The organism is Sphaerospermopsis torques-reginae ITEP-024, from assembly GCF_019598945.1.
Classification (GTDB): domain Bacteria; phylum Cyanobacteriota; class Cyanobacteriia; order Cyanobacteriales; family Nostocaceae; genus Sphaerospermopsis.
Genome location: NZ_CP080598.1, coordinates 836,150 through 849,326, shown reverse-complemented (window position 1 = coordinate 849,326; position 13,177 = coordinate 836,150). Strand labels below are relative to the sequence as shown.

7 protein-coding genes, 2 tRNA genes and 1 pseudogene are annotated in these 13,177 nt (G+C 39.3%); 7 read left to right on the top strand and 3 right to left on the bottom strand.

Annotation, left to right across the window (positions count from 1 at the left end; genetic code table 11):
* Positions 1–15 precede the first annotated feature (15 nt).
* From K2F26_RS03935 to K2F26_RS03920, 4 genes are all read left to right on the top strand, one after another.
* Positions 16–1,836, top strand: coding sequence for an ABC transporter ATP-binding protein (locus K2F26_RS03935; RefSeq protein WP_220610435.1), 1,821 nt, complete (start codon positions 16–18; stop codon positions 1,834–1,836).
* Between the two features lie 111 nt (positions 1,837–1,947).
* Positions 1,948–2,033 (top strand) — tRNA-Tyr (locus K2F26_RS03930).
* A 98-nt stretch (positions 2,034–2,131) separates the two neighbouring features.
* A tRNA-Thr gene (locus K2F26_RS03925) sits at positions 2,132–2,203 on the top strand.
* Between the two features lie 273 nt (positions 2,204–2,476).
* Positions 2,477–3,496 (top strand): ABC transporter ATP-binding protein, encoded by a 1,020-nt coding sequence (locus K2F26_RS03920; protein ID WP_220610434.1) that lies wholly within the window; start codon positions 2,477–2,479, stop codon positions 3,494–3,496.
* Between the two features lie 724 nt (positions 3,497–4,220).
* Here K2F26_RS03920 and K2F26_RS03915 read toward each other — a convergent pair.
* The 3 genes and pseudogenes from K2F26_RS03915 to K2F26_RS03905 all read right to left on the bottom strand — a co-directional run.
* Positions 4,221–4,517: pseudogene (locus K2F26_RS03915) on the bottom strand (hypothetical protein); the annotation flags it as partial.
* A 59-nt stretch (positions 4,518–4,576) separates the two neighbouring features.
* Positions 4,577–8,173: a CHAT domain-containing protein gene (locus tag K2F26_RS03910; protein WP_220610432.1), complete on the bottom strand. Its 3,597-nt coding sequence runs from the start codon at positions 8,171–8,173 to the stop codon at positions 4,577–4,579.
* A gap of 78 nt (positions 8,174–8,251) precedes the next feature.
* Complete coding sequence (locus tag K2F26_RS03905) at positions 8,252–8,926, bottom strand: hypothetical protein (RefSeq protein ID WP_220610431.1); 675 nt, start codon at positions 8,924–8,926, stop codon at positions 8,252–8,254.
* Between the two features lie 557 nt (positions 8,927–9,483).
* Here K2F26_RS03905 and K2F26_RS03900 point away from each other — a divergent pair.
* The 3 genes from K2F26_RS03900 to K2F26_RS03890 are packed head-to-tail and all read left to right on the top strand — an operon-like array spanning position 9,484 to position 12,750.
* Positions 9,484–11,481: a DNA polymerase III subunit gamma/tau gene (locus K2F26_RS03900; RefSeq protein ID WP_220610430.1), complete on the top strand. Its 1,998-nt coding sequence runs from the start codon at positions 9,484–9,486 to the stop codon at positions 11,479–11,481.
* A gap of 32 nt (positions 11,482–11,513) precedes the next feature.
* Complete coding sequence (locus K2F26_RS03895) at positions 11,514–12,005, top strand: hypothetical protein (RefSeq protein WP_220610429.1); 492 nt, start codon at positions 11,514–11,516, stop codon at positions 12,003–12,005.
* 25 nt (positions 12,006–12,030) lie between these two features.
* Positions 12,031–12,750, top strand: coding sequence for a hypothetical protein (locus tag K2F26_RS03890; protein ID WP_220610428.1), 720 nt, complete (start codon positions 12,031–12,033; stop codon positions 12,748–12,750).
* Positions 12,751–13,177: the final 427 nt, after the last annotated feature.

Below are 13,177 nucleotides of genomic sequence, written 5' to 3'. Positions count from 1 at the left end.
GGGATGGTTTGCATTATGGCAAATTTTCAAGATATTATCAATTATTTTCGTCCTTACTGGAGACTGAGTATTTTCAGTATTTTAGCATCTAGTATTTACGAAATTATTGATTTACTTGTACCTTATGCAATTGGACAAATTTTAAATGTTTTATCTAACCAACCTTTAGACAAACCAGTACAAGGAATAATTGTTACTTTCTCCAACATTATAAACTACCCAGTTAATCAATATCTATCTTTAGGTATATTACTGGGTTTAATCTTCTTTGTTACTGTAATAAAAGCGCCGACACAACCGTGGTTAACCAGTTGGTTTCATTGGGATATAGCTTTAAGATCGCGTCGAGATAAAAGCAAAAAAGCTATAGAAAAAATCCTCACACTTCCCCTGGAATTTTACGATGAAAATAATCCTGGACGTATTGCTGGAAGATTAGCTAGAGGTATTGTTAACCATACTTGGGGTTATCCAGAAATTGCTGGGCAATTTATTCCTAAACTCATGCGTGTAGTAGGAATATTTGTATTTATTGCCTTGATAGAATGGCGAATTTCTTTGATATTTCTGGTTTCCTTTGTTGTGATTCTCACTTTAACATGGAGGAATCTACAACAGTTAATTAAGTGCGAAGTGCTGATAGATAAACATATAGAAAATACAGAGAGTCGCACTTCAGAAATTATCACGAATATCAAAACAGTTAAAGCTTATGCAACGGAAAATAAAGAACTCAAACGACAAAAACAACGGTTAGAAAGAGAGTTAAATGTAGTTGATTATCGACTGCACAAAGGTTATGTTAAATTGCAAACTTGGCAAAAAACTGTCATTCAGTTTTGCGTGTTTATGATTCTTGGTTTGACTGTAGCTGCTACAGTCGGTGGGAAAATTTCTCTTGGTCATTTTGTGATGACTTTAACTCTTTCTAACATGGCTTATTCTGAACTAGAACCTATCAGCACCTTAGCTGAATCTTTTGCTCGTCGCTATTCGGCTATGGTCAGATTTCACGAATTTCTCAAAACACCATCTGGAGTAGATGCGGATGGGTTGTTAGCAGAGGTAAATCAAACAGAATCAGCTTATAAGTTTACTGGTAAAATTGAATTTTCTCAAGTCAGTTTTGGCTATGATAGCAACCTTCAAGTTTTGCAAGATATCAATTTGTTAATTGAACCATATCAAACAGTAGCATTAGTAGGAAAATCTGGTTCTGGTAAGTCTACTTTAGTTAAATTGCTATTACGTTACTTTGAACCACAAACAGGGCAAATTTTGATTGATGGTGAAGATATTCGCACCTTAAATGTTGCTAAATACAGACGCAGATTAGCGATCGTTCATCAAGAAGTAGACGTTTTTAATGGTACTATTTTAGATAACCTCAAATATGGTAGACCAGATGCGACCTTTGAACAGGTGCAGGAAGCTTGTAGAATTGCCAGTATTGATGAAGTGATTCAGCACCTACCCCAAGGTTATTACACCGTTGTGGGTGAACGGGGTGTGAGGTTGTCAGGAGGACAAAGACAGCGTTTAGGAATTGCTAGAGCGTTGTTAGTAGAACCAGACGTGATTATTTTTGACGAAGCTACTTCTAGTTTAGATTATGAATCTGAGCGTGCTATTCAATTGGCTATGCGCTCAATTCAGGGAACTCGCACCACAATTATTATTGCTCACCGTCTCAGCACCGTTAGAGATGCGGATAAAATCGTAGTTCTCAATCAGGGAAACATTGCTGAAGTCGGTAGTCACGCTGAATTATTGCGTCAAGAAGGCATTTATCACCGCTTACACTCCCTGCAAGAAACAGGTGAACTCAGGGGTTAATCATCTGAAACCCTTGTGATTTAAGCCTTTCCGGTTTTTTTGAAAAAAAGTTTTCCCAACCCCTTGCCAAACCTAAAAACTGCTGCTACTATAGTAAAAGTGGAACTGAGCGGGTCGGTGTCCGAGTGGTTAATGGAGACGGACTGTAAATCCGTTGGTTTGCGCCTACGCTGGTTCAAATCCAGCCCGGCCCACCACTTTTAGAGATGTGAGTTACAATAGCTGAGTGTCGAGTTAAATTCTCAGCTTTGTAATTCATAACTCTTCAAAAACCCGAAGAGTAAATCCCAATTTTGCCCGTGTGGCTCAGTGGTAGAGCACACCCTTGGTAAGGGTGAGGTCACGAGTTCAATCCTCGTCACGGGCTTATTATTTTAACATAAAAATCTATTTTTTTCTAGCGATTTGCATAAGTTGGCTGTACTCTACCATTATCTGATAGCCTGTGGTAAAAATCAGCTTTTTCTGCAAAATCCTGTTCATTCTGAAAATCTGGAAATCCTGATTGAGACACTGTACCCCTTTATACCAAAAAAACAAGTTTTTCAAAATGAAACCCAGAACTCATCACACCTAACGCCTAACTCGTACAATAGAAAATAGATTGTTGCGAAATGTATAGTTAGGATTTATTGCTGTCATGGCCTCAGCAGTTTTAATCGAAAATCTAAAAAAAAGCTACGGTTCTGTAGTCGCTGTTAAGGATGTCTCCTTTGAGGTGAAACCAGGGGAAATATTCGGGTTACTCGGTCCCAACGGTGCAGGGAAAACCACTACTCTCCGCGCTTTGTGTACCCTCACCACCCCCGACTCTGGAAAAATCGAAGTTTCGGGAATCTCGGTGTTAGATAACCCTAAACTAGCACGGCAAAAGCTGGGTTATGTAGCGCAAGAAGTAGCTTTAGATAAAGTTTTAACCGGTCGAGAACTGCTACAACTGCAAGCAGCACTTTATCACCTCCCCAGTAAAGTGATCAAAGAACGCATTAACACTGTATTAGATTTACTCGGTTTACAGGAATACGCAGATAAGAAAACCGGCACTTATTCCGGTGGTTTACGCAAACGTCTAGACTTGGCCGCTGGTTTATTACATTCCCCAGATGTTTTAGTATTAGATGAACCAACGGTAGGATTAGATATAGAAAGCCGTTTTGTAGTGTGGGACTTTTTGCGGAAATTACGCGCTGCGGGGACCACGGTTGTCATCACCAGTCATTATTTAGAAGAAGTTGACGCTTTAGCTGATAGGGTAGCAATTATAGATCGGGGTTTGGTAATTGCCACTGGTACACCTTCTCAATTAAAAGATCAAGTAGGAGGCGATCGCATTACTTTACGCATCCGCGAATTTTCACCCCAAGAAGAAGCAGACAAAGCAAAAAGTCTGCTGTCATCTTTACCTTTTGTACAAGAAATTATCATTAATTCTGCCCAAGGGAACTCTTTAAATTTGGTAGTCACTCCCCAAAATGACGCTTTAATAACTATTCAACAAGCGTTAAATAATGCAGGTTTACCAATTTTTGGTATTGCCCAATCTCGTCCTAGTTTAGACGATGTTTACCTTGCAGCAACAGGTAAAACTTTAATGGATGCAGAATTAGCTGCTGTAGCAAATCGTGATCCGAAAGCTGAGAAAAAGCAAAATATGAGATAGGATAATTGATAATTGATAATTGATAATTGATAATTGTCAATTGTCAATTATTTAATAAATATCCATCTTCCATTTTTACGATCCGATCACACTTGTGGGATTTGACAACATTCTGCTCATTTTATGAAAAATCTATCTAATAAGTAGTCATGCAAAATAAATTGCACATTTCATTTACCCGTCTTCCTTGTCTGGTAAATGATACAGAGTTTCCAAATAAGAAATTAATTTTGCACAGGTACTTAGCAGCTAAAAGCTGATTACTGATTACTTACAATTTGATGTTGCAGATTTCAAAGCCTGTTGAAAATCCTCTAAAGAATTAACCACCACTGCCAATTTCAACATTTCATCTAAAATAGATATATCAGCAACCTCATCTAGAGATAGTTTGATATCTGAAGAAACCTCACCCAGTCGAGTTTACAAAACAGTTTTGACAGAATCACGAGCCTTTGCTAACGCACCAATTTCTTTACCAATTTCTTTACCGCGTTCCATTGCCAATTCTTCCGTTGGACTGATTAAAGGCATTTTCCTTTCCTCCTCAAAACTGTTAATTTTGTCCACTAACTTTCGCTGTAATTGCTCAGGTAATGTCATCATTTTATCAATGATTTTAAAAGCGGATTTTTTTTTGGTTTTTTCCCCTTCAAAGGGGAGGTTTTAAACCTTGAATGAAACAATTATCAATTGTCAATTATCAATTATCAATTATCAATTGATAAATATACATCCGTTCACCAAAAGCTACTTCATATTGACTTTGAATTTCCACATGAATTAATATCCAAACTTCTCGTTTATCCAGCAACCAAACTTGATAAAGTTGATCAGCAATACGTTTTTCTGTTTCTGATGAAGCCGTAATTTCCTGTAGTTCTTTATCCAGAGAACAAGGCTTTTTTGTCCAATCAATTAATTGATGGACTTGGGGAAAAAAGAATGTCAAGAAGCTTTCAAAATATTCGGTTAATGCTTCTTTCCAAGATTCATCATAATTTGCAGTTACTTCTTTCATGATCAATGTTTCTGAAGAATTGAAAATCTCTCTTGCAGATGTGTAATTGGAATATCCATTCAACCACAACCTGACAAAATAAATCCCGCCCAATAGTAAGGATGATTATAAGGCTGTTTCTGAGGTGATAATTGGCGATGTTTATCAATTTGCATCGTGACAAAATCCCTCAATTTCAACTCTTCTAAATGCAGATTATTGAATAAATTTTCATACCATGTGATCAGTTCGGCAACAGTTATTTCTTTTAGCCAAGTTGTAGCTTCCGCTAAAGCAGTAACTGGAGAGTGATGAAAAAGTAATCTGTTGTAAAACTCTATAATGACTAAAGCATTAGCAGATGATTCCACATTCCAAAGTGTACTCAATACATAAGGAACACCACTATTTAATAACCCAGTTGTTAAACCCACATATTCACTACTGATATTTTGAATATTATGACTAACATTTTCAGAATTTGTGAATGTAAACAGATTGTAATTACTAAAAGTCTGTTGACTAATTTCTGATAAAGTCAGTTTATCTTCATCTGCTAAAACCAAAGCCGATTTTGCCACTTCACTTAAATTGTTAACCGCATGACCAGTAAAATGCAAGATGTTATAATCTGCGGCTAGGGCATTTTCTAAATTATCTTTTGTCGCTTGTGAACCCTGGATGTGTTGAGCATTATTAAACATCTGTCTCACCACTGCTGCTGCAAAGTCAACAAATTGTATTTCATCATTACTTGTGTGTTCTATATTTTCCACACTCAGGAATTTTTGCAGTTGCCAATTTGATAACCCATCGGTGTTTAATTCTAATCCTATTTGGACACTGGGTAAATAGTTGATTGTGTAATTTGCATCTGGTTGTTCAACAGCAAAAAGAGCATGAAGAGGTAATTTGTGTAAATCCCGATGAGGAATTAAAATTAGATGGGTGATTCCTTCTATTTCTTGTAGAATTGTCGGAATATTGAGGATATTACGTAGATTTAATAATCTGCCTTCCATATCCACACACCAGGAATGATTCAGGGGATTTTCTAAGTCGGGATTTTGACAATATTCTTGATATTCTTTTTGCCAAAATTCTAGCCAATTTTCAAATTCCACTAGCCTTTGTACTGCTTCAGGTACACCTTCTCTATTTTGAATAGGTGTTAATAACAGTAGAGGTGATGGGGCATCATGTTTAATAATAAAGGTCTGTAAAGCAACCGGGCTAAGATGCCAGTAAATAACCACAGTTTGCGGATTGAGTAGTTGTTGAATCCCTTGATAGTTCGGGGAATAAATTTCATTACTCCAACCAGAAAGCTGTAATTTTAAACAGGTATTTTTGCCATGTTCAGCAATTTCCCAAGCTTCTACTAAATCACCTGTATTTACAGCTAAATCAACTCCTAATTGTATGAAACCTGCAAATTTCAAAGCGAGTTGTTTTTTGTTTTGTTCCGAGCAGGTGATTTGATTTAGTAATTGTTGTAATAAATCTAGACCTTGTTGTTGTAATTCCTGTGCTGTTTCTGTTTCTCCTAAAGCAACAAGCACTTTGGTTAAAGCTTGCAATACTTCTAAATGTAATTCGGCAAAATTTGCTGAGGTTAGGGTTAATAGTGCCTGTGTATACTCAGATACAGCTTGTTGCCAATAGTAGCGGGGTGAAGGTTGTTTTTTGCCGTGTTCGTAGTGGGTGTTACCCAGTGCTAAATGCAATCTTCCCCAACCTTCTGGGTGGGTATCAGGGCGGAGATGTTTTAAACCTTCTTCATAAGTGGCTATTTTGCCCTCATAACCTCCCTGATTGAGGGTAGGATGAGATTTCGCTATGCTACTGGGTAAACTCAGAGATGCTTTGTTATTAACCACATTCCCCACGGCTAAAGCGCGACCAAGCCAAGCTTCCCAATAGTCGAGTTTGATTTCTAAGGCGCTGTCATAGCAAGAAATAGCTTCTGTAAGTCTTCCCAAGTAAAACAAAGCTACAGCTTGATTATACCAGGCGAGGTGAAAATCAGGTTTAATGGTGATGGCCTGTTGATAAGATTCAATAGATTCTCCGCGTCTGCCTAAGTTTTCTAAGGCGATACCCCGGTTATACCAAGCTAAGTAAAAATCAGATTGAATAGCTAATGCTTCGTCCCAGGATTCAATTGCTTCTGACCAGCGTTTGAGGTTAAATAAGACCACACCCCGGTCAATCCACACTTCATGATAATCTGGTTGAATTTCTAAAGCTTGGTCATAAGAAGCGATCGCCTCTTCAAACTGCTCACCTACCCCCAAAGCAACTCCTCGGTAATACCAAGTTTCCTGATCTTCGGGTTGTAATTTCAAAGCCTGATCATAACTAGAAATAGCTTCCCAAATTAGCCCTAATTTAAGCAAGGCTAAACCCCGACTAGCCCAAGCTTCTTGGTATTCAAACTTCAACTCTATAGCTTGATCAAAAGAAGCGATCGCCCCATCAAAATCACCCAACTCCCCCAGAACTCCGCCCCGGTTATACCAAGCTTTAGCGAAATCAGGTTTGAGATTAATAGCTTGGTCATAAGCAGAGATCGCTTCTTCAAACCTTTGTAAATGAAACAAAGCTAAACCTTGATTAAACCAATATTCGTAAGATTCAGGTTGCAGTTTAATAGCCTGACTATAAAAAGCCAACGCCCCCAACAAATCCCCAGACTTAGCTTGTTGTAAACCTTGGTCAAATAAGACCTCAGCCTGGTTAGTGACAGTCAGTTGAAAATTCGGACGTTGAGTGATTGCCGGACGGTGGCTTTGCCCATCGTAGGCATCACGCAATGCTAATTCCGAAGCTAGTTGTTGAACTAAACTGGTACTTTGCTCCAACCTCACCACCAACTCATCCAGAGTTTGGGCTACTTGTGGTTGCAAATTAGTCAACGACTGATCCCAATTTTCTGCCAAGGGAGAGGCTGCAACTTCCTCTACTTCTTCTTCCACCGTCTGCGGGTGTTCTTCCGCTGCCAACTCATAAATCACAGCTTCAGATATTTCTGCTACTGCATTTTGGTCACTCAAATGCTGTATATTACTTGGCCAAGACTCCTCCAATCTCATGGATGCTGGTGCAATATCTACAGTTTCCTTCTGTTCATACTCCCATAATTGTTCACCCAAATCCCCCAGCAATCGTTGTCTTGGAGTTTTTAAAGATGGTTTTGCTGGTGGTGTGGCTGCCACCGCGGCGGGTTGTGGAGTTCTTTGTAGATTTTGCTGTAAGTTTTGAGGTAAGAACTCACGGCTTAACAACTGGATGCCAATTTCCGAGGCGAGTTCACCAACTTTGCCGATGTTGAGTTCGCCGAGTTTTACCATTCGCGTTGCGATCTTACTATTTGGTGCTGGTGAAGAAAGCAACTTTTCACCAAATATCAGCAACCAATCGATCCAACGCTCAACAGTGATCCGGGGCTCCATCCGCTGCAAATACTTCAGCGCCCATTGTTGTCCCCGCGCTTGATGTACACCTTCAAGCAACTCATTAAACAATACTTCCAGATCCGCATTGGTTAATTCTGGTAGAGACCTTTCTACCATAAACACCTCATCGCCGTCGAACTCATGAGTTCGACGACTGCCAAAGGGGTACTTGAATAAGTTGTTAAGCCACTGCAATAGCAACCTGACCATTTGCAACATTCTTGGATTTTCTTTCTCCTAGATTGTAGCTATCGTTGTGTCAAAAAAATCATTTAATTACCTAATATTGTCATCAATTCATTCGGGAATGGGTTGATCTGACTTTTCCGATGCAGCAGATTCACCCATTGTCTGGGATTTATTTATGAGTGCCTGAATAATTTGTTGTGGGTCATCACTTTCAATAGCGAAATCTTGCACAATTTGCTGGCGTAAGATGTCATTTTCCTGCAACATCACCAATAATTCATCCCAAGTCACAGTTTGGTATTCTTCCTCTGGAAAATTTTCATCAGAGACAGTTGGACTGACAGCATCGGGTCCATCATATTCCCAAATAGGTTCTGCTTGGGTGCGTGTCAGCAATTGCATACCAATATTGTATGCTAGATCGCCAACTTCACCAACCTCCAACTCACCCAGCTGTACTAACCGTGCTGCTAATTCATTATGAGGTTTAGTAGATGCTAATAATCTCTCTCCAAAATGATTTAGCCAATCTAGCCATTGTTGAGTGCTGACACGATGTTCAATTTTATGTAACCAGTTTTGCGCCCAAGCCTGGCCTCTAGCTTGATGAACTCCTGCTAAAAGTTCTGTAAACAGAAATTCTAGATCCGTATCACTCAGCGGTGGTGCTGTTGTTTTCTCAATATTCTGCTGTACTGGTTTAGGACTATGTTTCCTAGCAAACAAACCCTGAAACAATTTTTTGAGCCACTGAATTACCCGCTTGAGCATCTGCTGCACCATTGATTGTTGCCTCTTAAAATTTTAGCGATGTTGGTGACAAGGTGCTATGTAAGGAGGCAGGAGTTCATGAGGCAGAAGAATTTTAGATTTTAGATTTTAGATTTTAGATTTGATTCATGAAATACAATCCAAAATCCAAAATAGAATCACCAGTCCCCAGTCAATGGTCCCTCACAAGGGTAGGTATTTTACATTGTCGTGAGGGCAAGACTTGGAGGACAAGGCAGACAAGGTGACAAGGGAGGAAATACGTAACAAGAATGTACAATTGGTAACAAAAACTGAGGCTAAACAGACCATTTTTTGTATAAAATCTTCCTTGTCTACTTTCCCTCCTTGTCTTCCAGGTCCTGCCTCAACAGATAATATTAAAAACCTACCCCTGTGAGGTCAATGGTCCCCAGTCACCATCTCCCTGTTCCCTTCTTTGCCAGAGGAAATGGTCATCAGTTGTTAAAATAGTGAGACCCCAAATTCTCGTTGGTGGTGATACTCCATAGATATTTACATATATTTACTTTAACTGTTAACTGCTCATTGTTAACTGCTTATTCTTTATGCCTTACGAACCCCTACACCATAAGTACCGCCCCAAGAGTTTTGCTGAACTGGTGGGACAAGAGGCGATCGCCACAACCCTCACCAATGCCATTAATTCGGCAAAAATAGCCCCTGCCTATTTGTTTACTGGTCCTAGAGGTACGGGGAAAACTTCTAGCGCCCGGATTTTGGCTAAGTCTTTAAATTGTCTTAAAAGTAATAATCCCACTGCTGAACCCTGTGGAGTGTGCGATATTTGTCAAGGCATTACTAAAGGCTATTCTTTGGATGTAATAGAAATTGATGCTGCTAGTAATACTGGTGTTGATAATATCCGGGAATTAATAGAAAAAGCGCAGTTTGCCCCGGTGCAGTGTCGGTATAAGGTTTATGTGATAGATGAATGTCATATGTTAAGTACCGCAGCGTTTAATGCGTTACTTAAAACCCTGGAAGAACCACCCAAGCACGTAGTTTTTGTTTTAGCGACAACTGACCCCCAGCGAGTATTACCAACAATTATTTCCCGCTGTCAAAGGTTTGATTTTCGGCGGATTCAGTTAGAAGCAATGGTTAAGCATTTAAGTAAAATTGCTGTTAATGAAAGTATCAATATTTGCCAAGATGCTATTACATTGGTAGCCCAACTTTCACAGGGTGGTTTGCGAGATGCAGAAAGTTTATTAGATCAACTAGCTTTGTTACCAGGGGAAGTATCACCGGATCAAGTTTGGGACTTGGTGGGTTCAGTCAGTGAAAAAGATTTGCTAGTTTTATTAGAGGCGATCGCTCAAGATAACTCAGAAATAGTATTAGATGCTACCCGCAAAATCCTAGATCGAGGACGTGAACCCTTAATTATTCTCCAAAATTTAGCCGCTTTCTATCGAGATTTACTTATAGCCAAAACCGCCCCAACTCGACAAGATTTAGTTGCTTGTACTCAACAAACTTGGACATTATTAGTTAACTTTGCCCATAGGTTAGATATAACCACAATTTTACGGGGACAGCAACATTTAAGAACAGCCGAAGTTCAACTCAAAAATACTACTCAACCTCGTTTGTGGTTAGAAGTAACACTACTGGGTTTATTACCTAGTGCAAATATTCAGGTACAAGCGCCTAGTATCCCCCAAGCTGCAAATACATCTGCTGTATCTGCACCACCACCGGCTTATACTCAACCAAATTACTATTCTCCAGTCTCAGCACCAGCACCAGCTTATCAGCAACCCAATTATCATAATTCACCACCTAACACGGTATCAGCACCAGCAGGAGAACCTGTTTATACACCTCCTGCACTTGAGACAACAGCCACAGCACCCCCACAGGAAGTAGTAGCGGGATCAGAGTATGATTTAAATCAGATTTGGCATCAAGTCCGTAATAACATCCAACAGTTACCACCACGAACTTTATTAGGTCAAATGTGCCAATTAATCGAGTTAAATGATGCTATGGCTCGTGTTGCTGTACAACCTAAATGGTATGACAAAGTTAAATCTTATTTACCTATTATTACAACTGCTTTTCACCACACTTTTCAACGTGATATCCAAGTAAGTTTAGAAAAAGCAACTTCATCCACTGCCACCACAGCTACAAGAAATTCGCCTCCACAAGATTCTACTCGTGTTCACCAACTACCGACCACCCCTATTTATAATCAACCACCACCTACATCACAACCCGCACCACCACCTACACCTACACCTACACCGAAAATTGAGCCTGTAGTTACGAATACAACTTCAGTAAATAATTCTGCACCACCACCAACTCCAGCACCTGTATCACCAGCACCAACTCCAGCACCCGTATCACCAACACCTGTATCACCAACACCTGTATCAACTTGGGATGCTGAACAAGTAGCAAAAGCAGCTAAAAGCCTGGCAGAATTTTTTAGGGGGGAAATTATCAGCCTGACAGATGATGTTTTAGATTTATCTGATACTGGGGTTTCACCAGATGTTGAGATATATGAAACATATTATGATTATGATTAGCTTGCAAATACTCAGTTAGGGGGCTGGTTGAGGTGAATAATACTGTAACTGACATAAATAATATTATACCATGTCAAATTGTACGGGTGCGATCGCGTCAATATCTGGTGGAGGAGGTAGTACCTAAGTTTTCCGAACAGGAAGATCCACAGGTTACTGTCTATACAAAAGTGAGTTTATCTTGCTTAGAAGATGACGCATTAGGAGAACAGCTAGAAGTCCTCTGGGAACGGGAAATAGACGCAAAAATCATTGGTACTACTTCCTGGGAAAGTATAGCTAATCGCGGTTTTGATCACCCCCAGTTATTTAGCGCCTATCTGCATACATTACGCTGCAATTGCGTAACTTCCACAGATATTAAGTTATTTGAAGCACCTTATCGGGCAGGGATAGAAGTTAAAGCTTATCAGTTAGAACCTCTCTGCAAAGCTTTACTCATGCCCAGAGTAGCATTATTTATTGCCGATGATGTGGGTTTAGGTAAAACCATTGAAGCGGGTTTGATTTTGCGTTTTCCGTGATCCAGGTTCTTTGGAGGGGGATGTAGTGCATTTACACTTAGAACATCGGTTAGTACAGAGATTATTAAGCAGGTTTTTATCCCAAGGTTTTTTACATGACGAATTGAGTCGGCTGTGTGTTTGTTTAAGTAATGATCCGATGCCAAAGGCGATCGCACTGGGGCGGTTATCTTTGTATGGAGACAAAGCGGCCAGGTTGCATGATGAGGTGATCGCAATGGCCGCAGAATGGATAGATCCTGCAAACCGGGGTAAGAAAAAACTGCAACCATTGGGGAAAGGGGATAAAGAGGATGTATTGCAGTTGTTAGAAGACTCATTAGCGATCGCCCATTTTCATGAAGTGGGAGAAGGTATAAAAAGCAGACTGCAAAAACACGCAAGTCAAGACATAGGAGAACTGATTCTCCATTTAGAGAAACGCGCTCAAATTTTAGCAGAAAGAGCAGAGAAAAAGTTAACAGAAAGAGGTAAAAAAGAAGCAGCGGAAATGAAAAAGATATTAGAGGAACAAAAAGAACGTATTATCCAGAAACAGGAGGAAACCAAAAATATCCAACTATCATTATTTCCCGCAGATGAACAAAAACAAATAGACGCAGATCGTCGTTATTGGGTGAAAAGATTAGCAGGTTTGGATCAAGAATTAATTAGTGAACCGGAGAGAATTGAAAGAACTTATCAAGTGAAAGCGGTACGATTTGAACCTGTGGGTTTAATTTATTTATGGCCTATTTCGGGGTGATTGGGGATTGGGATGGGATATAATTATTTTATTTTGTCTGAATCAGGATAACCAGGATTTGAGGATGTACAGGATGTTGTTTAGAGATTGTCGTTTTTAGTGATAATTTATTTTGTCTGAATCAGGATAAACAGGATTATAGGATGTTCAGGATGTTGTTTAGAGATTGTGGTTTTTATTAATAATTTATTTTGTCTGAATCAGGATAACCAGGATTATAGGATGTTCAGGATGTTGTTTATAAATTATCAAAATAATATAAAATCATCAAGAATACAAAAAAATATAATATAATATTATAAAATTATAAAAATCCCATCCTGAAAATCCTTCAATCCTGGACATCCTGATTCAGACAAAAAATGATAATATTATTATACCCCAGTCCCCAGTCCCTCACAAGGGTAGGTATTTTACATTGTCGTGA